Origin of the sequence: Paenibacillus sp. FSL R5-0908 (assembly GCF_038006245.1) — a bacterium.
Lineage (GTDB): Bacteria > Bacillota > Bacilli > Paenibacillales > Paenibacillaceae > Paenibacillus_AQ > Paenibacillus_AQ odorifer.
In genome coordinates, this window is the sequence record NZ_JBBOUV010000001.1 from 3,336,701 (window position 1) to 3,360,371 (window position 23,671).

Sequence of the window (23,671 nt, forward strand, 5' to 3'; positions counted from 1 at the left end):
CATTAGTAGTAAAGACTTTTTACCTTTCTATTGCTGTCTGGAACTATGTGGAATAAAATAACGTATAAGACTGCTATACAATAAGGGGGCTGCTTTTATGGGGTTTTGGGATCGAGTGAAGGAACAACATAGCAAGGATATAGCAAAGGCTAAAGGCGCGGCATATACGAAAGACATTAAGCTGGAGTATATCGGCGGGATGCCAGGAGTAAAAGGCAAAGAAATAAAATTCAGCCGGAATATGCAGACAGGGGAAACGAAGATTAACGGCAAGGAAGTACAACTGCAGGGGGTTGACTGGCAAGAGTCAGGACAGCGGAGCGCTGGCAAAGCCGCCGCCGGTGCGATTGTCGGAACCGTCTTAGCTCCAGGGATCGGGACCATAGCCGGTGCAGCGCTTGGCGGCCGCCGCAAAGATACATCTACAGCGGTTTTAGCTGTGACGGTTAAAGAGCAGCCTTACAGCGTTCACGTTCGATGTACTGACGACGAGTTTAAAGAGTTGTCAGCTCTTTTGTAATTAAATGGTAACTTAAAAGAAAATAATAATACTATATATAATAAAAATAATAATAATAGTTTTATATTATATAGTTGTTATAGGTATTAAATATATAAGAGTACTCCTTTTTGTTAAGGGGGTACTTTTTTCTTTTCTGGGTTTGGTTGTCGTTACATGTAGATAATACCCCTGCTGCAATTTGGGCGATTCTTATATATTTTATTTCATCCGAAGTATTTACTTCTTTACTTTCGCAGCTTATACTGTTACATATAATCAACATTACATATAAACAACAGCAAGGGAGCTGACCTATAATGGCAAAAGGTGTACGCCTGGTTCCAGGTGAAAAAGCGGAGGTTTACAGCACGAAGATACTGCCCACATTCAAGTTACTGCTGGGGGCGCAGGCTATGGTGCTGGGGCCTAAGACAGGGCAGCGGGAGCTGCTGGAGGAAATGCACAAGGCTTATATAGCTGCTTATCCTGAGAGAGCAGCGAAGGCGCTGGAGCTTTTGAGCCTGGTTGATCCGCAGGCAGTGGCGGCTGTCAGTGCTTACCTGGAGATTACGCCAGCAGCCGCGCCGGTAGTCGTCGAACAGGTGGAGCAGCCGCGCCTGGTTCAAACCGTGCGGTACATAGGTCGGCCCCAGGTCCACCTATACGAACCCGGCAGAAAGAACGGGACCGGCTGCAGCCTTGCAGGCGCTATTGACCCGGATACCATAGGAGAGCAAAGCCCTGACGCTGTAGACTGCAAGAAGTGCCGGTACTGCCGGAAGGCTGTTTTTGCAAACTGACATATGCTACTGCCCGCCATTACTGGCGGGTTCTATTTTGTTGTTTAGATGTAAAATAAGTCTTTACTTCTATGTAACGATTTGATATTATTGTTACATGGAAGTAACGATGCTTTTTAGGAGGGTTCAGAATGGAAGAATTGAACAATTACGAATTTGAAGTGCATTTTAGAAATGAGCCGAACCGTGAAATCACACAGAAAGGCAAAACACAGCAGGAAGCTTTATTTATCGCAGAGCAGGCTTATCAGAATGAACCGGGTTACCTGGCAGTTATCAGTATTGAGCCACATAAAATTTAGCCGAAGGGCTTTAACCTGGGAGGAAAAATGGACAACTTTTATATTGGGCAAGATTACTTTTACATTGCATTCAGTAAGGGGCAGCATGAACTAAGAATGGCCGTGGAGGACGAAGAAGCGCCAGACGAGGTTATTGTGAGCGGACACTATACATGGGTTATACAAGTAGCTGAACAAATTCAGAAGAACGCATTAGAAGCCGCATTAACTTAACCGCCTGACGATGGCCGGAGGGACACCGGCCGAAACGCTGTGAAGCGTCGCGGATATCCGTAAATCTACAACTGGAGGAATTGCCATGTATACACTACCGCAAGCTATAGCCGATCTGATTGACCGGGGAGCCGTCTTCTACGTTTCTCATTCTGCCGGGAAGGATTCCCAGGCTATGTACGCCCGGTTACAGGACGTTCTGCCTGCTGATCGCCTGGTAGTGGTCCATGCAGACCTGGGCTGGGTAGAGTGGCCAGGCATCCAGAAGCATATCCGGGATAACGTCCGGCATCCGGTGCATATCGTCCGGGCAGCTAAGACGTTTCTGGGCATGGTCGAATCCCGGGGTATGTGGCCGTCAAGCAGCTGCAGACAATGCACCAGTGACCTTAAGCGTGATCCGATCATGAAATTTATCCGGGCCGATCTGAAAGCCCGGGGTGCGTCTATTGCGGTAAACTGTACCGGAATCCGGGCAGCTGAATCCAAAGCCCGAGCAAAGAAGCAGGCGCTGACCGTCAATAAGAGGGAAACCGTAGACGGCCGGGTAAAACGGACGGTATACGATTGGCTGCCGATCTTCGACCTATCAACCGAAGAAGTATTCAGGGAGATTGAAGCAGCTGGCCAGAAGCCCTTCTGGACCTATGAACGGAATGAACGCCTATCTTGTGTGTTCTGTATTATGGGGAGCCTTAACGATCTGCGGCATGGAGCGGAGAAGAATCCGAAGCTGTATAAAACGTATGTGGAGCTGGAAAAGCAGATAGGGCATACCATGTTTCAAAAGGGAGGGCAGCCGGTCGGGTTGGAAGCATATACTGGAATAAGTTGTTAAGCCCATAAAATAAAGGTGCAGCGGGGATACCCTAGCTGCACCTTTATTTTTTATTACCGAAGGGGTTGGGGGAAACAGGGATGGATATCTGTAAGGGGCTGCTTTCAACATGCCCCAGCAGCACATACTTATTTTCATACAATACCCCTGACGAAAATAGGCGGGTAATGCGTTCCATTCTTTCATACCCCTGTAAATCGTCTGGGACATTTGCAGATAGGTAGTTATGGACGGCTTCATGATTTAGCAGTGGAGCAGAACCGGCTGCTATTAAGCTTTCCAGTTGCGTTTTACGGGCCTGCTGTGCGGTACGTTCGGCTTGTAGTCCAGATTTCATGTTATTTAATGCGTCCTTGGAAAATGCGTTATCTGGATCAATGTACAGCGCCAGCAGGTTATCCAGTTTATCCTGGGTGTTTTGCAGTAGCTCATTTAATGCGGCCAGCTCTGTGGCTGCCTTCTCTATGTCTGCCGCCGGGTAATCGAATCGGATATACTGAGCAGCTGAATCTGCGCTATGCAGTATGTTGTTAAAAGCCCGATCCAGATTAAAGTCTATTCGGATACTGTTCATAGTGAAGCTGCAGGCAGGTGTAAGCTTATGCTCATGCTGGAAATAGAATTGGGGATTACTGCCTGTAGCGCGGCTTTGTTTTATGGAAAGCTGTCTTCCGCAGTATCCGCAAGTCGTATTTATATTACGTAGGATATGCGGCACAGTAGCTGGGCTGTCTTTTTGCTTCTTATTACGTATAGTTTGAATTTTTTCCCAAGTCAGTTCAGTCCGCAACTTCGGGTAAATATCGGGCTTCGTTACAGTCTCACCATTGGCGAAAGCTTTTTCAAATATGCCGTGATAGGCTTTTGAGGTTAAACGTTGGCGAATATGATGTGGCCCCCAATCTTTACCGGAGGGCGTTTTTTCTTTGGCCGATAGCCTGGCAGCAATTTGAGTATCATTCAGTCTATTTCCTTGTTCATCCCCGTTGATATAAAGGTTATCAATAAAGCCAATAACCCAGGACCAGGTTTCATTAATTGAATAGCGGCCGGTGTTCTTATCGTATGTATATTCCCAGGGACACTTCCCCCAGCCTTTACCTTCGCGTGTTCTTTGCCGTTTACCCCGCATCATAGTCTTTACTACTGCGCGTTTTCCTCTTTTGGCTATTAGGTTTTTGATATCACTTATGAATTCGTCGTCTTCATTCGTTAAGTCTGTAATGCTTCCGGGTTCTGCAATTTTGACGTTGTTTTCGCGCAGCTGGCTTTTAAGGTATTCCCAGGCTACGGTATCCAGGCGGGAAAGGCGGTCTTGCTCAATGCACAGTACAACGTCTACAGTGCCGTCTTCAACATCGTCAAGCATCTGGCTAAGGCCTTTTTTATCCAACTTGCCGCCACTATCGACGTCGCGGTAAATAGCTATGGTATCCCAGCCTGTTTGATCCGCATAGCGGGTAAGCTCTTGTATTTGCGCCCGTAACGAGAATTTATGTTCCTGCAGCTTTGTTGATACACGAATATAAATAGCTACACGAAAGCCGGTCTGCGGTTTGACTGTGCCTTTGAAATAATAGACGGTTTGGCCAGTGTTGAAATAGTCTACAATGGGCTGGATGTCCATATTAACAACTACCACAGCCGTTCCCCCTTAAAATCTTTTGTTTGGATCGAAAACAACCTGGATAACCTTTCCGCATACCCGCGCTTTGTCTGAATTAATCAGTAGGGGTTCGTACTTCGGGTTATCAGCTAAAAGTAAATACTTCCCGTCCATTCGCTTTACGCGCTTCAATGTTGCCGTTTCTCCGTCTACATTAACCACGGCAATCTGCCCGTCTTCGACTTCTTGCTGTACCCGTACAAGCACTTTATCGCCTTCATATATCCGCGAACCGATCATGCTGTCTCCTTTAACGATTAAGAAAAACAGTTCACCATCTTTATATCCTGGGTTTGGAATCACATCATATTGCAATACATGGTCATGGGCTAGGATAGGCTGTCCGGCAGCAATGCTACCAAGAACCGGTACACGAATAAAACTTGTAACAGGATCGGCACCGGCGGCTTCAAGTGCTTCAAGCACTCTTAATTCGGCTTCTGCATCTGAAAGGTCACTAGCAGCTTTTTGTACATCCTGTGCTTTATGTTGGGCCTGAATATCTGCTTCAAGCATTTCATTCTGTAATTGTTTCATTGCAGCTAGACGTTTCTGTAGTGATTCAGTGGAAAAATGACCGGCTGCTTCCATTAGGGCGTCATATGTAACCTCATTGTGTGCGGCTGCTGCCAGCTTTCGGATTGTTTCAGGCTCTGGGGCTTTATCAAGCAATCCCCGCAATAAGCGGGAAACGTGAGCATTGGATACCCCCGCAGCTTCTGCGTACTTATTCATAGATCGCTTTCCTATAGCCTGCTTAAGTAATTCTGCAAACTTATCCTTATCATATCCTGACACGTATTGGCCACTCCTTCACTGTTACATTCTGATAACGATTATACACATATTGTTACATGTAGGCAACAGTTATACGTAAAGAAATTGTTACACCCAGATAACAGTATAAATATTTTGCCGGAAATTGTTGACTGCATGTAACGGATGTGCTAAATTTTGAATGCGGCAACGTTACATACAGTTAACGATTACTAAGCCGGGGGAGGAAGTGATTGCAGAATGGACCTGAATAAAGATAGGTTGTGGAAACTATTGGATGCTACACGAGAAAGCACCGAGCATCCTCGAAAGAATTCAGAAGGTTACCGGGAGCTGGCGCGAAAACTTGGTGTCCCGGCGTCGAATTTGCACCGGCTGTTAAACAAGTCTGAAAGTAAAGCCGGATTAGTATTCATGGGAAAGCTTCGTGAATATTGCAAAGATAACGAGCTGGATTTTGAAGAATTCATTTCTGAGAAGGAAGCAACGGCCGCAGCTGTAGGTGAGGAATAAGAACCGCCAGGCATGAAAGGAGGTGAAAAAGCAAATGAGCGGTAAAGGCAGTGAGTTAGCAAAGCACCCTACTGGTCAAAGTAGAATGTTCTATGCAAGCCGACTTATGAAGGGCTGGGAAGTTGCCCAGGCTGTTCAGAGTTTCAAGGCGCAGGAGAACAGCCGAGAAACTGAACAGCGCATCTTAAAAGAATCGGAGGGAATAACCGTATGCCGAAGATAACGGCCGTAGAAGTATGGGGGTTTGAATCGCATGTATCGACCCAGTACGAGCTGGCCCCGGGCCTTACAGTAATAACGGGACCTTCGGACGGCGGTAAAACTTCGGGGACACTCCGGGCCTTTCGCTGGTTGGCTAAAGGTGAACCGTCAGGCGAAGAATTCCTGCACACGATCCGAAATTCTGCTGGTGAAATACTCCAGCAGGCAGAGGAAGCCGGGGTAAGGGTAACGCTGGACAATGGCGTTGAGATCACGAAGACCCGCCGAAAGGGCAAGACGAAATACTGGGTAACCGGATACGATGAACCATTTGAAAAAGCCGAAGTCCCGGAAGCTGTGAAGGAAGCGCTGGGCATCAGAAGCACTATTTACGGCAGGGATGCACAAGGGAAGCCGGAACTGGATTTTGACTTAAATTTTGCTTATCAGTTGGACCCACCTTTTATTATCAGTCAGCCCGGCAGCGTAGGGGCAAAGGTATTAGGGAAGTTGGCCGGAACAGAAGCAATAGACCAGGCGCTCAAGTCGGTAGCGAAGGATACATACGCTGCGCGAAACGAGAAGGCCGCCGCCGACAAGGAATATGAACGCAAGGTAATGCAGCTGCTGGACTATCAAGACCTGGAGGACCTAAGCAAACAGATTGAAGCGGTTGAATGGATCACTGGCCAGATAGAAAAAGACCTGGAGGCAAAAAGCGATATGCTGGCGCTGCGTCTGCAGCTGGACCGGGCGAACAACCAATTAGGCGAAGCCGCTGCAACGCTGGACAAGCTTTCAGAACTGCCAAGCCTGGAAGAAGATTTAAAGGCAATAGAAAAAGCCCAGCAGCGCTACGACACGCTTCTGGACTTGTACGGCCAGCTGGGAAGGGCTACCGCCACAGTAGAGAACCTTACCCAACAGATTAAAGAGTATGACGGCTTAGAATCAGCTGACTGGTTACTACAACAAGTAGCGACCGCAGCGGCCCGGCAATCATCTATTTATTTATTAGGGCAAGAATACCACAGCCAGGAAGACCGCGTAAAGACTGCAAAGGAAATTTTAGGGAAAACGAAGGACCTGGACCTGGCCGAATCATTGCTGCCAGATACTGCCGAGCTGCTGAATAAACAGCTTGAAATGTCCGGGACGCTGAGTTTGTACAGGGAGATTGAAACCCGGCGTACTGCAGCAGTTGTAAACGTAGAATACCTGGCCAGCATCGACACGGCAAGCAATGTACTGACTACTTTGACAGCCGAGTATGACCGGCTGCAGCCACTTAAAGAAATGCGGCAGATATATAGCGTGAAAGAAATAACCAGGGATAGGGCGCAGGCCGACCTGGATAAAGCGGGCCAAGAAATCGCGTTAGCTGATGAAGAGTTAAACGCGGCCTGGCAGGATTCCGGCGGCATTTGTCCGCTATGTGAACAGCCTGTCGGTAACCATGTTCATTGAAAACTAAAAACCAGTTAAAGGGGATTCCCATCTATGGATATTAAAACCCGGATCGAACAAGCCAAAAGCCGTATCGAAAAAGCTAAGAGAGCGCAAGCAGTTGCAGAAACACAGCTGCAGGCTGCAGAGCAGCAAAAACAAGAAGTCACCGTGAAAATGACGGAATTGGGCGTAACTCCCGAAACAATTGCCGGAGAAATTGCGAAGCTGGAAGCGAAGATTGCCGCCGACCTGGATAAAGTCGAATCACTGATACCGGCGGTATAAGGAGGTTCCTTCATGATCCGATTAAATGCAATCAAGTCCGATATCCGGGCTGCCCGCGAAAAGCTGGCCGCCCGGATCGGACAACGGGACTTGATCCTTCAAGAGCGTGACCAGGCACAAATACGCAGCCTTGAGGCAGCCCGGCAGCTAGGGGTCAATGACCAGGTGCAAATATTGCTGCAGAAGTCCAGCGAATTCGCCCGGCAGCAGGTAAAGGGACGGGTGGAAGAGATAGTAACCCAAGCGCTGCAGATCGTATTCCCGGAGCGCGGTTATCAATTCCACATTGTCCTGGACGTCAAGGGCCTGCAGCCTGTCGCAGAGTATTGGCTTTATAGTGAAGGCGTTATGCGCCAGATGGTAGGTCCTGACTATGGACGCGGTGGGGGAGCTGTAGACGTTGTTACGCTTGCCCTTCGCCTGGCATTGGCCGAGCTGGAGCAGATTGACGGCCCCCTACTTATGGACGAAGTAGGGAAGCACGTAAGCGCGGAATACGCGCCGAATGTTGCCTATTTCCTGAAACAATACAGCGAACAGCTGGGCCGCCAGGTAATTCTTATCACGCATAATGACCACCTGGCAGCGGTCGGGGACTATTCACTTAGGGTATCGCAGAACAGCAAAGGGATAAGTGAGGTGAAGGCAATATGATCCGGTTTATTTTCGGCGGTGACCCCCACGCCAGGGGAACGAACCCCAGGAACCGTAAGGACGATTACAAGGCAGCCCTGGAAGCCAAGCTGCTGGAAACCTTTAAGCTGTGCCGGGATCATGACGCGGCAGCGCTGATTCTGGCAGGTGATACCTTCGACCTGCCGGACGTAGCGAACAGCGTCATAAATGATCTGGCTGACCTGCTGGAGGAATGTCCAGTCCCGATCTACACAACGGCCGGGAATCACGATATCCCAGGTTACAACATCCAGGCTTACCGGAATACCAGCCTTCGGATGCTGGAACGGATCGTACCCCGGTTTCACGTAATCAATGACGACGCCCCGATCTACTTCGGGACGGACAATGAAGTCATGCTAACCTTCACCCCGTACTGCGGACAGATGGACGTAGACGGCTGGGGCTACAGCCCGGAGGTCTTTAAAGAAGACGAACACCGTTACAAGGTCCACGTATCCCACGGTATGCTGTTAGACCATACGCCGCCCTTTGACAAGTTTACCCTGGTCCAAGAAGTAAAGACCGAAGCAGACATGGTTCTGACCGGTCATGATCACACAGGGTACGGGGTTTACCGCCGGGGTGACGGTAAGGTCTTTTGTAACCCTGGTAGCCTTACACGCTTGTCAGCCAGTCAGTCCGAGTTAAGCCGCACGATACAGGTCGCCCTGATCGAGATCAAGCCCAAGGAAGGCAGCAGAACGGGCAAGATGTACGGCGAAATCAAGCTGCTGCCCCTGCAGTGCGCAGCCCCAGGGGAAGAGGTCCTGGACCGGTCAAAGATCGAAGCGGACCAAAAGCGGCAGTATGCTATGGAATCTTTCGCGGCATTGGTACAGACCAGCACCGGCGAAAGGGTGCTGCTTGATATCCCTACCATTGTTGACACCATAGCCGAACAAAATAATATACCGGCAGCTGTCCGCGACTTGGCCCTGGCCAAGATCGAAGAAGTGCGGGCAGCCGGTTAGAAAGGAGCTGATTCAGAATGAAGACTGGCTATACGATTGCTTGTGAAATTAATGAACTGCAAGACAAAGTAACTGACCTTAGTCGTACTGTGGAGGATTTACCAGCAGGGAGCTTTTCCCGCCAAGCGCTGGAATCCGTCCTGCAAGCTACGCAGAAAGAGCTGCAGCAGGCTAAAGACGCAGTGTATGAAGAACAATGAACCCGGTCAACTGTGGTAACTGCTGCGGAACCTTTGACTTAGCCGCCGCCTTTAAATGGCTGGGTCCTACAGCAAGCAGCGTCACCTGCCCACACTGCCGATCTGTCACAATGCAGCGAGCTTATGACAGTACGTTCAAAAGGGGCGAATTTTTAGTAATACGAACTCGTAACACCATAAGGAGGAAAAAACCGAATGTCAGAAACAGCTGATAAGCTTAAGCAGAGCCTGGACGCCCTTAAGGCGACCTATGGCCATGACGAATTAAAGACTGCAGCAGAAGCCCTTCTGGGGCATTTAACGGTCACGCGCCAGCTGCCCGCCGAGTATTCCCGCCTGCTTTCCCCGGAAGCCCTGGAACAGACCGCCTACACTTTGGACGCAAGCATTGACGATATCCTTGCTACCGGACAAAACAAAGAATCCGCATACGGAAATAAGGGCGACCTGCTGAAAGAGAAGTGGGACCTGGAAAATCGGATCAAAGCCGAAGAAGCAGCCGCAATTATGAACGGCGGTGAAGACCCTAAATTTATTACCTGGGAAGGTGTAAAGTATCCATTCAATAATGACACGTCACGTGACGCTTTTCGGCGTACTGTGAGCAAAGAGAGCCGTAAGCGACTTGCAGAGGTAGAAGGACAGCTGGCCGCGCTTGACATTGAGTCTTACAAGGCGAAGGACGCCTGGGAAATTGCTGTCCAGAATGCAAGTCAAGTCCGCATAAGAGGGGAACTGCAGGCCCGCCTGCTGGCGTTCCTGGCTGGGGGTCAGTAGATTACATGAAAGAGTTTAATGAGATTGACGATAGTACCCCGGAAGGGAAACTGCTGATCGTGGCCATTGGATTGATCGGTACCCGGGAGCCTTACACAAGAAAAACCCCAGACGAGATTCTGGCCAAGCTGGAATATTTTGCGTCTTTAGCTTATTCAGAGAAACCAGAAGGAGCTGATAGTAATGAGCGAAACACTGCCGAAAATTGTTAAGGTTGAGAACCACAAATCCCGGACCGCAGGCCTTCTCCAGCACATCGCTGACGTAACCCTGGATGCGACTGTAACACCGGATCAACACCACGCGCTGGTGGACGCGGTAAGCGCAAAGCTGGGATACCATCCAATGGGCCACGGTATTTATGGAGCGCGCCGCGTGGAAGACATGTCCGAGCCGTTCCAGTACCGGCTATCCTGGCAGACCGGCAATCACTGCGACTAATGGCCAGGAACCTACAAAAGGAACGCCAGCAGCGCGGTCAGGAATTCCAGGACGAAATGCGCCGTAGCTGGGCGCTGGTGAAGGGCTGCTGGCGCAAGCGTTTAAAGGATGGCGGGGGCAGTACGGAGCCAGCCGACGAATTGGTCCTGCTGGAAGACCTTAACCTGCTGCTGGAGCATAAGCGCACCGAAGGGGATCGCTTCGAACTGGGATTCCTGAGAGCTGACCAGGTAACGGGGCTGCTGAACTTTGACCGTGTGATCGCCCGCAATTATGGTTTGGTGTGTGTATCCTTCAATGACCCGAATACCGGCCGGGATGATGCCTACGCCTTCCGGTTCATTACCGCCATGCGCTACATGCAGCGGAAAAGCCGGGTATACATTACAGCGGCCGAACTTGCACATAAGGCGCTGCCCTGCGCCAGGCTGCCCCGCCTGCAGGGCGCAGAGAAGCCCACATATGATTTAGGGGAGTTGATAGCTTGCTGCAGGTCACTATAAGCAATAATATCCGCATTCGGGGGGCCAGCGTTCCCCTACGGGCGGCCGTAACGGACGCCCTGACTGTGCCGAATCCGGCGTATATTGAAGCCAAGAAAAAGAACAGGGGTCGGAACATTTACGGCCTGGACGCGAAACTGAGTCTTTACACGCATGAACTGGGCGACCTGGTTGTCCCGAGAGGATTCGCACATGAACTGCAGGAGATTATCCGGCGACATGGGACGAACCCGGACAAGGTAATCACCTGGAACGTGAATGAAGGGCGTCCGGTAGACTTCGGCCCCTGGAACCCGGAGGTAATTCCCCGGGATTACCAAGTACCCGCCATTGCTGCAGCCATTGAAAAAGCCGGGGTGCTGATAAGCCCCGCAGGTTCGGGTAAAACCATGATGGCCTGGAGTGTGGTCCACGCTTGGGGCGTTCCGGCCTTATGGCTGACGCACACGCTGGAACTGCTTAAGCAGTCTGCAGAAGCTGCCAAGAAGTATATGCCTGGCGTGGGCCGGGTGGGGATCATTGGAGACGGTAAGATTGAATGGGGCGACGGAAAGGTCTTTGTGGCCACGGTCCAGACCCTGGCGTCAAATCCGACTTTGGTCGCTACGCTTAATAGTTTGATCGGGGCGCTTGTCATAGACGAAGCCCATCACTTCCCGGCGATTCAGTTTATTGAGACAGCCGGTAAATTCAATGCTAAGTATTTCCTGGGCGTCACAGCGACCCCAAAACGCAAGGACTTCATGGAATTTTATATGTATAACGGGATCGGCCCAGCATGTTATGAAGTTGAACGTGCAGCACTGCACGAAGCTGGTAACCTTGTCCTTCCAGAATTACGGTTTGTTTACACCGAACACCAGCGACCTACTGACGAAAACGCCGAAGATAACGTAGACGCAGGCGGCGAAGATATCCGGTATAACGAACTGATTCAGGACCTTGTGGCCGACGATACCCGCGCTGCGCTGGTCGCGGAAAACATTCTGGAAAGCTGTATCGAAGCTTCGCCCCAGGGCGGTGCGGTTATTGTCCTGGCTGACAGTATTCGGTACTTGTTCAAGCTGCGGGACCTGGTGACCGAGATTGCCGGGCCGCGCTTGGGGGGCGTGATTCCCCGTATGGCCGTTGTTCACGGCGGCATAAGCCAATACACCTGGAAGAAGGCTGCCAGGGGCTACGGTAAGAGCAGGGAAGCTATACTGGACGCAAATCCTGGGGCAGTAGATGCCCGCGATCATGCGACCCACGGCTGGCAGATCAAGGTCGAGCAGTATACCGATCAAGAAATGGAAGACTGGAAGGTTACCGGCACGGATCGCAAGGAGATCATGGCCGCAGCCTACAGCCGGAAGATTGATATTATCTTTGCTACCGGCGCACTGGCCAGGGAAGGCCTGGACATGCCGCACCTGTCCCGGGGTCACCTGGTAACCCCGTCCCGGGGAGACGCGAGGATAAGCAGCAACGGGGCCAGTGTGGAGCAGTCCATAGGCCGAATACAGCGCCCCGATCCGCAGAATCCGAACAAGGTCGCCGTATGGTACGACTATGTAGACTTTAATGTCGGCATATTTCAGGATCAATACTACAGCCGTCGCAGTGTTTACAAGCGCTTGGGGCTGGTTGTGCCGAAGAAGAAAAAGAGTCATAGGGATAAAGTCAATGACTTTCTGAAAGGTGACTTTCTGAACTTCGGCAGCCTTCCCCTGTAAATTTTTTTAACAGTATCGTTACATGTATGTAATGGTGGTACTAGGCTTAAGCCTTTACTATATAAAATTATAATTTGAGAAGGAGCCAACACAATGAAAACTACAGGAACCGAAGGACAAGCAGCAGGACAAGAAACTGAGGGTACGACTACCGAGGTCGCAGTCCAATCTGCAGCAGAAACCGCAGTAGTTACAGTTACCAATGCGAACTATATCGCCCTTGCTATCAAAAATAAGCAGGAAGACTTCCTGGAAGCTAACGAAGGTTTGGACCTGGATTATGTCCGTATGGGGCAGTACATCAAGATTAACAAGAAGGGCAATTTCCAGGAAGCCCGGGACGAATCGGTCACTTTCGGGGATGTGCTGGACGTTGTGATTGCCCAGGCCCAGAAGCGGTACACACTCTGGGGAGAAGAGGACAGCCCGGAAGATGGTGTATTAATTGTATCTGAGCCAATCGAAGAGGACGCAGATAGGGCGTTGGAAGAATGGCTGATGCAGAACCCAGAAGCACAGGAGCGATACAGCACAAGGGACATTCAGCTGCGCCTGACCGCTTTCCTTGTTCCGGTATCCCTGAATGGCGAACCTACCCTGGGACCGGATCAAGCACCTACCGTGTACCTTATGTCCTTCCCGCAGGGCGATACCTACGGCTTCGGTAACTACGCTATGGGATTGTTCGATGGGAAAGCAAAGGCGGCCGGAGTACCAGCCCGTACTGGAGCGAATAAAGTCGTAACCCGTATGCGGACTGAGGAACGTGACCGTAAGGGAACGAAGGATACGTACCTGGGTCTTAAGTTTGAATGCCTGGGAATGTTCAGTGCTGCAGACTATGGCATTGAAGTAGAGTAAACGACCGACGGAATAGACAGCAGGGCCGGGCAATGCCTGGCCCTATTCTACAGCCTAAAATAGTGGGTTTATAAGGGAAGGCGGGCAATACATGGCAAGAGAACCACAGCACACAGAATATGAATATGTTGACGCCTGGCACACAAATGAAGACGGTCGGGCGGTCGGCTGGACGCGGGTTAAGTATCCAGAAGGTGTACTGACCTACCAGCAGGAAGTGGCAAATAATTATAACTGCTTTTGTACGGTTCAGCGTTTTGCTTCAAAGCAAAAGGGAGCCAAAGGGGAAGTATTCATAGCCCCGTTGTACTTTGATCTGGATTACAAGACTGATCCGGCGGTCAGCCAATCGGATGTAATTAAACTGGTTGAATTCTTCATGAATGAGCTGGGCGTCCAGGAAACCGATATAAGTCTTTACTTCTCCGGGTCCAAGGGTTTCCATGCTCTAATTAATTATCAAGCCTTTGGAATCAAGCCTGGAGCTGACCTGCATAAGATTTACAAGCATATAGCCGGGTATCTTATTCACCGCCTGGAATTGCGTTCGCTGGACTTGGCGGTCTATACCCATCACCGCATGCTGCGACTACCGAATTCGGTACACAGTGGAACGAAGAAATTCAAAATTGAATTAAGCCTGGAGGAACTACGGACCCTCACGCTGGAGGATATCAAAAATAAAGCCAGCATGCCCCGTATTCAGCCGGTAATTGATCCCAAAGTAAGAGCCGATAATTTAGCGCTTCGTGTAGATGCTGCAGCGTTTTACGCGGCCAAGGAACAAGAGTGGAACGAAGCTATGGCAACGTCCAGCGACCGGTACGCGAAAGAGGAATTCAATTTCCGCAAAGACCGCCCGCCGGTGTGCGTTATGGACATTATGGAATCTGGGTGGAAGAAAGACGGTGACCGGAACCAGGCTACGGTGCAACTGGCCGCGTACTACAAGGAAGCCGGTCATAGCAAGGAAGAAGCAGTAAGGATTCTCGACGAATGGGTTAAGAAGCACACCAGCGCGGACAGTCGGTACGATGTAGAGCAACGCGCAGCCAATACCCGCAGCGTCGTAGAAGCGGTTTATGACAAGGAAAATAACTACCGTTTCGGCTGTGCCTTTATTCGCAGTCTTCACGGTGAGAAGCGCCCAGGTAGTAAGGAATACGATAAGGTAGCATGTGCCGGAAGTCTTTGCCCCTGCATTAAAAAGGGCGAACAATCTGCAGAAACTGCGGAGACACTTCACTTATCCCAAACCGGCGACGCCGAATTAACCGGCAAGCTGATTAAAACCCGCGTCATGGTAGCCGGTAAGCGTCATACGCCATATATTGTTCCTTCCAAGATTGAATATTACTGCTGGGGGCGCGAAGGCTGTAAGAAAACGCATTGCCCGCTTTATGACATAACCAGTCACACCTATTACCGGGATCTGGGGGTCATGGATCGGGAGTTAATCCAAATGACCGGCACCAATGACGACAATATTACGGGGATTCTACGGACCTTATCCGGCATTCCAGCCTGCAATAAGTACACAACAGATATTTCAGAAACGACGAACGTCGAAGAAATGCTGGTTATTCCAATGGCCGAGAACAGCAAGCAGGAGCTTGAAGAGAAGGCAGGGGGTTACGTGCTTCGGAAGGTCTACGCCGTCGGCGGTCTTCCAGTGTCTGAAAACAAGTATTATGAGCTTTCGGGTTATGTGTTTGCCCATCCGAAGACGATGGAAGCCACAATTATGATTAAGGATGCCAAGCCCCTGCAGGACGTCGTGGACAGCTTTAAGATTAACGACGATATTAAGCTGCAGCTGGCCACCCTGCAGCCAGCAGAGTACACGGCCAAGGATATCGAAGAGAAGCTGGCCGCACTCTGTACGGACCTGACCTACAACGTAACGCAAATTGTGGAAAGGGACGAAACACTGCTGGCCGTGCTTCTTACCTACCATTCAGTTCTTCGCTTCTCTGTTCCGTGGGCTTCGGACCCGATCCGGGGCTGGGTGGAACTGAAAGTAGTAGGTGACACAGCGACAGGGAAATCCGAGCTAATAAGTAAAATACAGCGGTATGTCGGATTAGGCAGCCGGGTAAATGCTGAGAGTACGAGCCGGACCGGCTTAACGTACAAGATGGAACAAAGCGGAACCAGCGGAGCCTGGTACATCGTCTGGGGAGCTTGGCCGCTGGCTGACAAGGAACTGATATGGATCGACGAAGATACCGGTATTGATAAGGACGCTTACGGCGAAATGACGCTGGCACGTTCCGACGGTCGCCTGGAAGTTAAACGGGCGGTAACAGCAGAAACACCTTGCCGGGTACGGGGCATCATGTCCGGTAATGTACCAGGCGGGAAACGGCTGTCCAATTACGGCCAAGGCGTCCAATCGTTAAGGGATATCTTCAATAATGAGGATATTCGGCGCTTCGACTTTGCTGTCTTTATGAAATCGGGTGACGTTCCCCCGGAGAAGTATAACGCCCAGCTGCCGACCTTTCCCAAGATGGTTACGCCGGAGATTCTGAAAAATAGTATTTTGTTTGCTTGGAGCCGGAAGCCGGAGCATGTGCTATTTACAAATGACGCAACGGACCGAATCCTGGAAGTCAGTACCGAATTATCCAAGATATACGGTAATGCTTCTGACGTTCCCCTGGTATCGCCGTCCGACCAGCGAAATAAGATAGCCCGGCTGGCGGTAGCGCTGGCGTCGCTGACGCATAGTGTAGACGAATCCGGCGAACGGATTGTCGTATGGCCGGGGCATGTAGAGTTTATAGGTGCTTACCTGAAAGAGCTGTATAATGCTCCAGGCTGTGGCCTGAACTATTACGCCCGCCTGGCTATTAAAGAAGACGCGATAGACGATTCCCGTTATGAGAAGATCACCGCCACGCTGCGGAAGGTAGTTACTACACTGCAGAGCGATACGAAGTTTTTTGCTTTCGTAAAGCTCTTTGCACAGCAGAATTATGTGCGGCAGTCCAGCATCGAAAACATGCTGGCCATTGACCGAGAAGAAGCGAAATCCATAGCGGCTATGCTCACGAAAATGCAAATGATACAAGAAACGTCCGGCGGGTATCGCAAGACCGCCAAGTTTAACAGCTACATAGGGAAGCTGTTTGAACATGGGGTATTTGATAGCCTGGAAGACGAAGACGAATTCTAAAAAAATTTTACACATGCTGTTACATGTAAGTAACGGCACAAGGAGGGCGACATCATGAAATTAGGAGGATTGTTTGGCCAGCCTAAAGCATTAGCACAAGTGCCGCCAAAGAAAAAGCCGCTGAGTCCTGCAGCCGTTGCTGGGCCGGAAGTGGGCGAAGCCCCACCGGTGAACCTATCCCATATGGCGGCCGCAAGAGCTAAGAAATTAAAGCCTGGTCAGTTTGATATTGCTTGGCCGAAAATCAAGCCCCAGCAATTGAAAGACTATGCGCCAATCCTGACGGCTGCCGAGCTGGAAGAATGGCTGGACCGGTGTATTGAAACCGGCACATGCGGTTTTGACTGGGAGACGGCAGCCAATGAAGAAACCCGGGCAGCCTGGACCCAATGGGAAAAGGACTTCGACCTGGAGGGCCGCCGGGCGCATTACCTGGCTGTAGCTGACGAAGCTATGACGATTGACCTGGAAGGCCTGGATACGTTGACCGAGAAGCAGCGGGCTACCGAAGAGAAGCGCCGACACAAGGCCGCTGAAAAGACCGCGAAAATCTGGGAAGCCAAAGCGGCCGAGCTGCAGAAGGAATACGATTTCCAGCGGGCTATCTACCTGAAAACGCCGCTTGATCCGTGGCGCGGGGATATCTGTACCGCCAGCCTTTGCCCCGAGCCGCACCGAGTCCGCGTCGTGCCTATCAGCCATAAGCAGGGCAAGGTATTTGAACCGATGTTGACCCGCGACGCTGCCCGGAAGCTGTTCCTGGACATGCTGGACCGGAAAATATTCCGTAATGAGAACGTTCGGAAGATCGCCGTTAACCTTTCCTTTGAAACCAAATACGCAGCCAAGTACGCGAAGTATATCCAAAAGCCAGCAGCTGATCCGCTGGTCGCCTGGGTCCGGTGCATGCAGCTGGTAGCCCCGGAGAAGATCAAGGACCCGAAGAAACCAGCCAGCGGATGGGGGCTTAAGCCGACGACCCTGGACGTATTCGGGGTCCAAATGGGGAACTTTACGGAGCTGCTGCAAAAGCACGGCGCGGACTTCTTTGACGAAATCGCCGCAGATCGGGGCGAAGGCCTGGAATACTCTGCAGAGGATGCCGACTACGCTGTCCAGCATGACCTGTATTGGATGGAGATCGCCAAGCAGATACCACGGTATGAAGACTGGCTGAATAATATTGAAATGCCGTTCGGCCGAGTGATCGGCCTTATGGAATACTGGGGCATGAAGTGGGACCCCGAGCTGGCCGAAACCAAGCGGAAGGAAGCCATAGCTGCCCAAGCAGCAGCCGCAGAGTCTATCCGGGAGATCATACGGGGATGCCTAACAGGCGACGACAATAGGCCCCTGGAGGTCAACGTAGGCAAGGGCGGAAAGACCGGGGAAGTAAGGTCTGTTATTTTCGACCTTATGAGGCTACCGATAGCCAAACTGGGCGACCCCACAAAAAAGGGAGTACGCCTGCCGAGCCTGGACGAAGAAGCCCTAATTGACATGGAATTCATGCTACTGCACAAGCTGGAAGACTTGAAGGAAGAAAAGTATCTGGCTATTCCCCTGCCGGAAGGCTGGGAGCAGATTGACCCGGACACGGACCCGGAGCTATCCAAGGACGAACGAATGGCGATACGGATCGCCAAGCGCGAACCGCACCCATTCCGGGAACAGGGCATGAAGTTAATGCAGCTCATGAAGGCCATTCAGAAGGCCGCGACCTTGCTTTCCAGCCACATAGACGGCCGGGAGAAACACCTTAACCCCGTGAGCGGCCGCATTCATGCGCAGTACACGCCCTGGACAGAGACGGCCCGCCTGAACAGCTTCCACCCGAACGGCCAGAACGTACCCCGGACGGATAACGACGTCTATAAAATCCGTAATTTCTATATAGCCGGTCCGGGCAAAATCCTGTTCTTTATCGACTTTTCGGGCTTCGAACTGCGGATCATGGCCTGGAAGTCTAACGACGGGACCATGATCGAACTGTTTAACACCGGCGGGGATATGCACAAGCGCACCGCGCAGAGTATGACCGGCCGCGAGGAAATCACAAAGAAAGAGCGTACCGACGCCAAGCCCGCAAACTTCGGGATCAGTTACGGCGGTACGGAACACAGTCTGCAGACCACATTCAAAACCGACTACGGCGTCCGTAAGACGCTGGAGGAATGCGCGAAGATGGTCGCTGCAGTAAAAGCTGCTTACCCTGGTATCCCTAAATACCAGGTTGACATAGTAACGCTGGCCAGGGACACCGGATATTCAGAAACGATCTACGGGTATAAGCGTCTGCTGCCTGGGATCAATAGCCCGAACAGCTATGAGCGCGGATCAGCCGGACGTCAAGCCGGTAACACGCCGATCCAGGGAACAGCTGCGGACGTCATGAAGGACGTACAGAACGACGTCTACGACGAGATCGGCCGGGGTACAGCTATCCGGTACGACCAGGCCGAAGCTTCCGACGCGGATCGCATGGGACTGCTGGACCTTACAGCAGCATGCAAGGCCCACCCTCTGAGCCACGGCAGCACGGATATGATAGCCCAAATACACGACGAAATCATATTCGAAGCCGACGAAGACGCCGACGTAGTGGACGCCCTGCACACCTTTGTTAAGGCCCGCATGGAACGGCCGCCGCTGCCGGACTTCCCGGTAAGAATCGAAGCCGAGGGCAGCGTAGGCTATGCCTGGGGCGAGAAACGCGACGCCCGCGAATGGGCGCAAGAAAAGCGGGGGGCTTAAGAATGATTGATAAACGAAATAACGGCCGAGAGGTGCGATTAGCTGCAACACCAAAGGAAGCACCGGAGCGCCGGGCAAAAGAAACAGGGTACTTTGCCGGTTGGATATCCAAGGAATGGAATATCGCCTGGGTTGTTAGTAAGTACAGGAAGGACAAACGTACCGGTGCTTTGAAAGCTCCGAAGCCGCCCGACCTTGTGTATGTACTTCAATATAATGCGCGTCAATATGGAGAGCATCGGAGTTACGCCCAGTTTCACGGAATTGCCGCCAAAGATCATATAGAAGCCGCGCAGAAAGCCCACGCATATATGGACTCTATTAACTTGGCACAGAGTCAGAGGGATACAGCATTGCTTTATTACAACGAAAGGAGTATTGCGCTATGGATAGGGCAGAACGAAAACGCCGAAACCGCGAAATAGAAGCCTGGACCGCCCGGCAGACCTTTGTCCAGGTAGAGATTATCCGGGGGAACTACCTGGCGTATGAAATCGGTGTAGGCCACGCACTGGACGCGGCTGCCGCCTTGTTCGGGATCGGCCCGACCCGTGTCGAACGGTTCCAGGAAAAGTTGCACACGATACAGCGGGCCGACGGCATCGGGGAGAATATCACCCACAAGCCGGAAATGGCTGCCAGCTCTGCAGCGTTCGACGCTACTTATGTCTTTCCACGGAAGGCTGCGCAGCTCATGAATATAGAGAGCTACAAGGTAGCCCTGGACCACATCCGGGACGCTGTGGCCATTATCTACGGCCTGGGAGCTAAACGTATGAAAGAGTATGAATCTGTGCTGGCTGGCTTTCAGGAACGCGACGACCTGACCACATTCATGCAGGACGGCAACGCGCACCGGCTGGGATTAGCCCGGGCGCTGCGCCGGGAAGCCGAACCGCGCAAAGCTTCACACGACGCCGTGGACAGCCTGGTCACACCATAAGGAGGAATGACGATGCCCGCCGAAAAAACCCCACACCTGGACCACCATTGGATTCACTTCCTGGGCGAATCCCAGGATTTATTCGTAGCTAAGAACACGGACTACGATAGCATGTTTATGCGCTCACTGATTAAATTCGGAAACGACCGAGGTTATGAAGCTTCCCGGACAATCTGGGCCTGGGAGGTCGAAAAGAAGCTTAACCGCTGCAGAATGTGGATACAGCGCGGCGACCTGCAGGTTAGAAACGAAGGCGTCCTGGATAGCGTGATCGACCTGTTTATCTACTCCATTCAGTACAAGATTTATCTGGAGTCAAAAGAATACGGCCGTGATCCGCTGGCCTGGTTGACCGTCGATAACTTCGGGAAGATGGCCCGGCGTGGGCCGGACTACTGGGTAGAATTCCTGGTGATCCAGGGGTTAATCGACAAAGCAGACAAGGTGCTTCCGGCCTTGCTGCGGGAGCAAATGACCGGATTACCGTTTTAAATTCTAATCGCTGGGGGCGATTGTATGGCAAAGAAGAAACACGGCTGGGGGAAAGGTTACCGCCGCCGTGAAAACGACCGGCAGCGCGATAATCTTAAGCTGGCGCTGGGTCAACTAAGGAAGGAGAACCGGACAATGTGCGACGACAATAAGGTTAAGCAGTTCCCAACAAGCAGCCGCCGGGCCGGTCAGCAGATCAAAGAGGAACAGACAACCATTGAGAAGCAGGGACGGCTGGACCTGGCTCTGCTGCAGATTGAAGCAGCCCGAGATTACTACAAGAGAAGATATGAAGAAGCCCTACAGGAAAGCCAGGACCTGGCGGCCGAAGTGAACCGCGTGAAGCTTTACTGGCCCGAAGCAGCAGCCGAACTATCGTTTAAAGCCGCCCGGCGCGGTTTCTTAATCGGCGTATGTCTGCCCCTGGGTATTATCCTGGGGTACTGGCTATTCTGATCGCTTAATAGGATGGGGGAGACGTCAAAAATGATATGCGCGAATATAGTAACGACCTTCCAGCGTTACGAAATCACACTGCCACCAAAGTGTACGACCGTGGCCGAAGGCTTCACCTGGCTACAAATGGGCATTTATTCTTTTGATAAGCCGGACGTAACGCTGATTCTACCCGACCGCACGATTTATATAACAGATCGTAGTACGGTACTGGGGATCGACGTCTGGGAGGTTGCCAGCCCGCCGGAAGACCTGCAGGTCGAACTATTCGGCCAGTCATCCAGCCCTGAACTTCCGGTATGGATGGACCTGGACACAACGTACTTAGGTAACCGCCTGGTAGTGCAGATAATCTACCTGGAACTTCGCGGCTGCTGCTACGCGCTGCCTAATCAGATCAACGGGCAGCCCGCCTTCGATGTGCTGGACCCGGGCAAACTGGGCGAGGTTACGCAGGCCGCCCTGCACCAGGCAGGCATGGGGGCGATTATCGTAATACCGCCGCAGATCGCTATCAATTCGCAGCAGGACGCCGTGGAATATCTGATGGACTACGCCGAGCAAGCCACACCGGCGGCATATTCACCGGCCGAAAGGACCGGCCAAGCGATAAGGGGGCTATGGGATGATAAGCAGTAAAGAAGTCTTACTGACCCAGGAGCAAGCCGAAGAACGGCTGCGCTACTGGCAGCACAAGCTGAATCTGCAGGACTGGGATATCGTCGTCGAGGTATGCCGGATGAAGGACATAGACGGCGACGCGAAGGTCTTCTACCAGGAGACTATGAAGAACGCGAAAATATGGTTAGGCAATACGATAGACTACAGCCCCACAATTCCCCAGCCTTTGGATATGGAACAGGGCCTGGTACATGAATTAGGCCATATTCTGCTGGCCGGGATCACACGCGAAACTGGTAAGAACGACGGCAATTACGATCAATACGTCAAAATGGAAAACGCCGTCGAAGCCTTTGCCTGGGCGTTAATCAGCCTTGATCGGCGGGCCGAGGAAACCGAGAATTATTACATGAACCTGCTGTATCCAAAGCAGCCCCTATCCTTAATGGCCGGTGATATGGCAGTCCATATCCGCACCGCTGACCAGCAAGACGGCGGGCCAGGCCTATGAAGCACCAGCCGCGCTATGAACAGAACCAACCCAGCGACCCGGACAAGGACCGCCAGGCAACGAAGAAAGCAACGGCTGAACGCGCTGACCTAATGGCCAAGCTCCGGGGCTTGGGGATCGAAGTCCCGAAGCCGCACAGCTGGATTCTGTATCAGCTGCACTTCTTGTACCACCTGCTGCAATCCCGGACGAAGCCAGCCCCTTGTGACGAGTGCAACGTGCTACGCCTACAGCTGCAAGACGCCCGGGACCGGCTGGACGAGATTCACCGTACACTTTCTAACTTGGATAAGCTGACCAGCATTAAGCAGCCCCTGCAGCGTTTCCCGGCTGTAGGGACTCCGATCCCGGTCCAGGCTGATTACGCTAACCGGCTGATAACCCTGGGAGAGCTTACCGGTGCTTCTATGGCTGATCTCATGGATCAAGCCCGCGACCTGGTTCGGGATTATCGGCTGGGTGATTCCTTCGCACTGGCAGCCGTGGAAGCTATGCACGGCTTTACCTGGTCCGAAGGGAGGTACGTGCCGTATGAGCAGTGACCAATGGCCACCGGATGAACAGGACAGGCCGACCCGGGAGCAGATCATAGCTGATATCAAGGCTTGGGAATCGCATTACATGTATGTAATAGGTCTACCTGTTATACGGCCTGACATTGCAGCCATTGCCCGAGCCGTGCAGGCTGCAGACCATGACGCATTAGTTGCCATTATGCGGGGAATGTGGGAACCGCCGGACGCTCTGAGCCTGGCCGAGTTATTCGCACAACCGCACGATCCGCGCCCGCCTTACCGCAGCTGGCGACCGAATGAGCAGGGTTATCTAAAATCACGATTCGACCGCTGGCGTAACCAGCTGGGAAGGAGCAAACGAAGCTATGAGCAATTCAGACAAGCCAAACGGTCGCATGAGCCGCGCCGAAATGGAAATAGCGCAAGACTACCAGGAAAGCCTGCTACCCGTAATTGTACGCCAGGCAAATATCGACGCCCGTATCCTGAAAGCGAAGTATGACGCA

General features: G+C 51.8%; 30 protein-coding genes. 28 read left to right on the forward strand and 2 right to left on the reverse strand.

Annotated features, from left to right (window positions below):
• Positions 1-97 precede the first annotated feature (97 nt).
• From MKZ09_RS14915 to MKZ09_RS14935, 5 genes are all read left to right on the forward strand, one after another.
• Positions 98-520 carry a hypothetical protein gene (locus MKZ09_RS14915; RefSeq protein WP_341040937.1) on the forward strand — a complete coding sequence of 141 codons (423 nt, stop codon included), beginning with the start codon at positions 98-100 and terminating at the stop codon, positions 518-520.
• Between the two features lie 299 nt (positions 521-819).
• A complete protein-coding gene (locus tag MKZ09_RS14920; RefSeq protein WP_341040938.1) occupies positions 820-1,302 on the forward strand; it encodes a hypothetical protein in 483 nt (160 codons plus the stop codon).
• Positions 1,303-1,433: 131 nt separating this feature from the next.
• A complete protein-coding gene (locus MKZ09_RS14925; RefSeq protein ID WP_341040939.1) occupies positions 1,434-1,604 on the forward strand; it encodes a hypothetical protein in 171 nt (56 codons plus the stop codon).
• A gap of 27 nt (positions 1,605-1,631) precedes the next feature.
• Positions 1,632-1,817 carry a hypothetical protein gene (locus MKZ09_RS14930; RefSeq protein ID WP_341040940.1) on the forward strand — a complete coding sequence of 62 codons (186 nt, stop codon included), beginning with the start codon at positions 1,632-1,634 and terminating at the stop codon, positions 1,815-1,817.
• Between the two features lie 85 nt (positions 1,818-1,902).
• A complete protein-coding gene (locus MKZ09_RS14935) occupies positions 1,903-2,655 on the forward strand; it encodes a phosphoadenosine phosphosulfate reductase domain-containing protein (RefSeq protein WP_341040942.1) in 753 nt (250 codons plus the stop codon).
• Positions 2,656-2,698: 43 nt separating this feature from the next.
• Here the strand turns inward: MKZ09_RS14935 and MKZ09_RS14940 are convergent, their stop codons facing one another.
• Together MKZ09_RS14940 and MKZ09_RS14945 are read right to left on the reverse strand one after the other, a co-directional pair.
• Positions 2,699-4,297, reverse strand: coding sequence for a recombinase family protein (locus MKZ09_RS14940; RefSeq protein WP_341040944.1), 1,599 nt, complete (start codon positions 4,295-4,297; stop codon positions 2,699-2,701).
• 12 nt (positions 4,298-4,309) lie between these two features.
• Positions 4,310-5,119: a helix-turn-helix domain-containing protein gene (locus MKZ09_RS14945; RefSeq protein ID WP_341040946.1), complete on the reverse strand. Its 810-nt coding sequence runs from the start codon at positions 5,117-5,119 to the stop codon at positions 4,310-4,312.
• 219 nt (positions 5,120-5,338) lie between these two features.
• Here MKZ09_RS14945 and MKZ09_RS14950 point away from each other — a divergent pair, with 219 nt between their 5' ends.
• The 23 genes from MKZ09_RS14950 (at position 5,339) to MKZ09_RS15060 (ending at position 23,667) form a co-directional block, all read left to right on the forward strand.
• Positions 5,339-5,611 (forward strand): hypothetical protein, encoded by a 273-nt coding sequence (locus tag MKZ09_RS14950; RefSeq protein WP_341040947.1) that lies wholly within the window; start codon positions 5,339-5,341, stop codon positions 5,609-5,611.
• Between the two features lie 34 nt (positions 5,612-5,645).
• Complete coding sequence (locus MKZ09_RS14955) at positions 5,646-5,834, forward strand: hypothetical protein (RefSeq protein ID WP_341040949.1); 189 nt, start codon at positions 5,646-5,648, stop codon at positions 5,832-5,834.
• Positions 5,822-7,279, forward strand: a complete 1,458-nt coding sequence (locus MKZ09_RS14960) for a hypothetical protein (protein ID WP_341040951.1) — start codon at positions 5,822-5,824, stop codon at positions 7,277-7,279. Before MKZ09_RS14955 ends, MKZ09_RS14960 begins: the two co-directional genes overlap by 13 nt.
• 33 nt (positions 7,280-7,312) lie before the next feature.
• Positions 7,313-7,546 carry a hypothetical protein gene (locus tag MKZ09_RS14965; RefSeq protein WP_341040952.1) on the forward strand — a complete coding sequence of 78 codons (234 nt, stop codon included), beginning with the start codon at positions 7,313-7,315 and terminating at the stop codon, positions 7,544-7,546.
• A 12-nt stretch (positions 7,547-7,558) separates the two neighbouring features.
• A complete protein-coding gene (locus MKZ09_RS14970) occupies positions 7,559-8,200 on the forward strand; it encodes a chromosome partitioning protein ParA (RefSeq protein WP_341040954.1) in 642 nt (213 codons plus the stop codon).
• On the forward strand, positions 8,197-9,195 hold the full coding sequence (locus MKZ09_RS14975) for a metallophosphoesterase family protein (RefSeq protein ID WP_341040955.1): 999 nt from the start codon (positions 8,197-8,199) through the stop codon (positions 9,193-9,195). Before MKZ09_RS14970 ends, MKZ09_RS14975 begins: the two co-directional genes overlap by 4 nt.
• 17 nt (positions 9,196-9,212) lie before the next feature.
• A complete protein-coding gene (locus MKZ09_RS14980; RefSeq protein WP_341040957.1) occupies positions 9,213-9,395 on the forward strand; it encodes a hypothetical protein in 183 nt (60 codons plus the stop codon).
• 195 nt (positions 9,396-9,590) lie between these two features.
• Complete coding sequence (locus tag MKZ09_RS14985; protein ID WP_341040958.1) at positions 9,591-10,172, forward strand: hypothetical protein; 582 nt, start codon at positions 9,591-9,593, stop codon at positions 10,170-10,172.
• Between the two features lie 5 nt (positions 10,173-10,177).
• A complete protein-coding gene (locus tag MKZ09_RS14990; RefSeq protein WP_341040959.1) occupies positions 10,178-10,384 on the forward strand; it encodes a hypothetical protein in 207 nt (68 codons plus the stop codon).
• Positions 10,356-10,613 carry a hypothetical protein gene (locus MKZ09_RS14995; protein ID WP_341040960.1) on the forward strand — a complete coding sequence of 86 codons (258 nt, stop codon included), beginning with the start codon at positions 10,356-10,358 and terminating at the stop codon, positions 10,611-10,613. The genes MKZ09_RS14990 and MKZ09_RS14995 overlap by 29 nt, the downstream gene beginning before the upstream one ends.
• Entirely contained in the window at positions 10,613-11,116 is a 504-nt protein-coding gene (locus MKZ09_RS15000; protein WP_341040961.1) for a hypothetical protein, read from the forward strand. The genes MKZ09_RS14995 and MKZ09_RS15000 overlap by 1 nt, the downstream gene beginning before the upstream one ends.
• Positions 11,098-12,831: a DEAD/DEAH box helicase gene (locus MKZ09_RS15005; RefSeq protein ID WP_341040963.1), complete on the forward strand. Its 1,734-nt coding sequence runs from the start codon at positions 11,098-11,100 to the stop codon at positions 12,829-12,831. The genes MKZ09_RS15000 and MKZ09_RS15005 overlap by 19 nt, the downstream gene beginning before the upstream one ends.
• Positions 12,832-12,924: 93 nt before the next feature.
• Positions 12,925-13,692 (forward strand): hypothetical protein, encoded by a 768-nt coding sequence (locus tag MKZ09_RS15010; protein WP_341040965.1) that lies wholly within the window; start codon positions 12,925-12,927, stop codon positions 13,690-13,692.
• 91 nt (positions 13,693-13,783) lie between these two features.
• On the forward strand, positions 13,784-16,873 hold the full coding sequence (locus MKZ09_RS15015; protein ID WP_341040966.1) for a DNA primase small subunit domain-containing protein: 3,090 nt from the start codon (positions 13,784-13,786) through the stop codon (positions 16,871-16,873).
• A gap of 54 nt (positions 16,874-16,927) precedes the next feature.
• On the forward strand, positions 16,928-19,627 hold the full coding sequence (locus MKZ09_RS15020) for a DNA polymerase (RefSeq protein WP_341040968.1): 2,700 nt from the start codon (positions 16,928-16,930) through the stop codon (positions 19,625-19,627).
• Positions 19,628-19,629: 2 nt separating this feature from the next.
• Positions 19,630-20,052, forward strand: coding sequence for a hypothetical protein (locus MKZ09_RS15025; protein ID WP_341040969.1), 423 nt, complete (start codon positions 19,630-19,632; stop codon positions 20,050-20,052).
• On the forward strand, positions 20,013-20,570 hold the full coding sequence (locus tag MKZ09_RS15030) for a hypothetical protein (protein WP_341040970.1): 558 nt from the start codon (positions 20,013-20,015) through the stop codon (positions 20,568-20,570). The genes MKZ09_RS15025 and MKZ09_RS15030 overlap by 40 nt, the downstream gene beginning before the upstream one ends.
• A 12-nt stretch (positions 20,571-20,582) precedes the next feature.
• Positions 20,583-21,062: a hypothetical protein gene (locus tag MKZ09_RS15035; protein ID WP_341040972.1), complete on the forward strand. Its 480-nt coding sequence runs from the start codon at positions 20,583-20,585 to the stop codon at positions 21,060-21,062.
• 24 nt (positions 21,063-21,086) lie between these two features.
• A complete protein-coding gene (locus tag MKZ09_RS15040; protein ID WP_341040973.1) occupies positions 21,087-21,518 on the forward strand; it encodes a hypothetical protein in 432 nt (143 codons plus the stop codon).
• Between the two features lie 30 nt (positions 21,519-21,548).
• A complete protein-coding gene (locus MKZ09_RS15045; RefSeq protein ID WP_341040974.1) occupies positions 21,549-22,157 on the forward strand; it encodes a hypothetical protein in 609 nt (202 codons plus the stop codon).
• Entirely contained in the window at positions 22,144-22,650 is a 507-nt protein-coding gene (locus MKZ09_RS15050; RefSeq protein WP_341040975.1) for a hypothetical protein, read from the forward strand. The genes MKZ09_RS15045 and MKZ09_RS15050 overlap by 14 nt, the downstream gene beginning before the upstream one ends.
• 218 nt (positions 22,651-22,868) lie before the next feature.
• Positions 22,869-23,192: a hypothetical protein gene (locus MKZ09_RS15055; RefSeq protein WP_341040977.1), complete on the forward strand. Its 324-nt coding sequence runs from the start codon at positions 22,869-22,871 to the stop codon at positions 23,190-23,192.
• Complete coding sequence (locus tag MKZ09_RS15060; RefSeq protein WP_341040979.1) at positions 23,182-23,667, forward strand: hypothetical protein; 486 nt, start codon at positions 23,182-23,184, stop codon at positions 23,665-23,667. Before MKZ09_RS15055 ends, MKZ09_RS15060 begins: the two co-directional genes overlap by 11 nt.
• Positions 23,668-23,671 lie beyond the last annotated feature (4 nt).

What these genes read in the sequence shown, in the direction of transcription:
- MKZ09_RS14915 (WP_341040937.1), top strand. Translation starts at nt 98, where the DNA reads ATGGGGTTTTGGGATCGAGTGAAGGAACAACATAGCAAGGATATAGCA.
- MKZ09_RS14920 (WP_341040938.1), top strand. Translation starts at nt 820, where the DNA reads ATGGCAAAAGGTGTACGCCTGGTTCCAGGTGAAAAAGCGGAGGTTTAC.
- MKZ09_RS14925 (WP_341040939.1), top strand. Translation starts at nt 1,434, where the DNA reads ATGGAAGAATTGAACAATTACGAATTTGAAGTGCATTTTAGAAATGAG.
- MKZ09_RS14930 (WP_341040940.1), top strand. Translation starts at nt 1,632, where the DNA reads ATGGACAACTTTTATATTGGGCAAGATTACTTTTACATTGCATTCAGT.
- MKZ09_RS14935 (WP_341040942.1), top strand. Translation starts at nt 1,903, where the DNA reads ATGTATACACTACCGCAAGCTATAGCCGATCTGATTGACCGGGGAGCC.
- MKZ09_RS14950 (WP_341040947.1), top strand. Translation starts at nt 5,339, where the DNA reads ATGGACCTGAATAAAGATAGGTTGTGGAAACTATTGGATGCTACACGA.
- MKZ09_RS14955 (WP_341040949.1), top strand. Translation starts at nt 5,646, where the DNA reads ATGAGCGGTAAAGGCAGTGAGTTAGCAAAGCACCCTACTGGTCAAAGT.
- MKZ09_RS14960 (WP_341040951.1), top strand. Translation starts at nt 5,822, where the DNA reads ATGCCGAAGATAACGGCCGTAGAAGTATGGGGGTTTGAATCGCATGTA.
- MKZ09_RS14965 (WP_341040952.1), top strand. Translation starts at nt 7,313, where the DNA reads ATGGATATTAAAACCCGGATCGAACAAGCCAAAAGCCGTATCGAAAAA.
- MKZ09_RS14970 (WP_341040954.1), top strand. Translation starts at nt 7,559, where the DNA reads ATGATCCGATTAAATGCAATCAAGTCCGATATCCGGGCTGCCCGCGAA.
- MKZ09_RS14975 (WP_341040955.1), top strand. Translation starts at nt 8,197, where the DNA reads ATGATCCGGTTTATTTTCGGCGGTGACCCCCACGCCAGGGGAACGAAC.
- MKZ09_RS14980 (WP_341040957.1), top strand. Translation starts at nt 9,213, where the DNA reads ATGAAGACTGGCTATACGATTGCTTGTGAAATTAATGAACTGCAAGAC.
- MKZ09_RS14985 (WP_341040958.1), top strand. Translation starts at nt 9,591, where the DNA reads ATGTCAGAAACAGCTGATAAGCTTAAGCAGAGCCTGGACGCCCTTAAG.
- MKZ09_RS14990 (WP_341040959.1), top strand. Translation starts at nt 10,178, where the DNA reads ATGAAAGAGTTTAATGAGATTGACGATAGTACCCCGGAAGGGAAACTG.
- MKZ09_RS14995 (WP_341040960.1), top strand. Translation starts at nt 10,356, where the DNA reads ATGAGCGAAACACTGCCGAAAATTGTTAAGGTTGAGAACCACAAATCC.
- MKZ09_RS15000 (WP_341040961.1), top strand. Translation starts at nt 10,613, where the DNA reads ATGGCCAGGAACCTACAAAAGGAACGCCAGCAGCGCGGTCAGGAATTC.
- MKZ09_RS15010 (WP_341040965.1), top strand. Translation starts at nt 12,925, where the DNA reads ATGAAAACTACAGGAACCGAAGGACAAGCAGCAGGACAAGAAACTGAG.
- MKZ09_RS15015 (WP_341040966.1), top strand. Translation starts at nt 13,784, where the DNA reads ATGGCAAGAGAACCACAGCACACAGAATATGAATATGTTGACGCCTGG.
- MKZ09_RS15020 (WP_341040968.1), top strand. Translation starts at nt 16,928, where the DNA reads ATGAAATTAGGAGGATTGTTTGGCCAGCCTAAAGCATTAGCACAAGTG.
- MKZ09_RS15025 (WP_341040969.1), top strand. Translation starts at nt 19,630, where the DNA reads ATGATTGATAAACGAAATAACGGCCGAGAGGTGCGATTAGCTGCAACA.
- MKZ09_RS15030 (WP_341040970.1), top strand. Translation starts at nt 20,013, where the DNA reads ATGGATAGGGCAGAACGAAAACGCCGAAACCGCGAAATAGAAGCCTGG.
- MKZ09_RS15035 (WP_341040972.1), top strand. Translation starts at nt 20,583, where the DNA reads ATGCCCGCCGAAAAAACCCCACACCTGGACCACCATTGGATTCACTTC.
- MKZ09_RS15040 (WP_341040973.1), top strand. Translation starts at nt 21,087, where the DNA reads ATGGCAAAGAAGAAACACGGCTGGGGGAAAGGTTACCGCCGCCGTGAA.
- MKZ09_RS15045 (WP_341040974.1), top strand. Translation starts at nt 21,549, where the DNA reads ATGATATGCGCGAATATAGTAACGACCTTCCAGCGTTACGAAATCACA.
- MKZ09_RS15050 (WP_341040975.1), top strand. Translation starts at nt 22,144, where the DNA reads ATGATAAGCAGTAAAGAAGTCTTACTGACCCAGGAGCAAGCCGAAGAA.
- MKZ09_RS15060 (WP_341040979.1), top strand. Translation starts at nt 23,182, where the DNA reads ATGAGCAGTGACCAATGGCCACCGGATGAACAGGACAGGCCGACCCGG.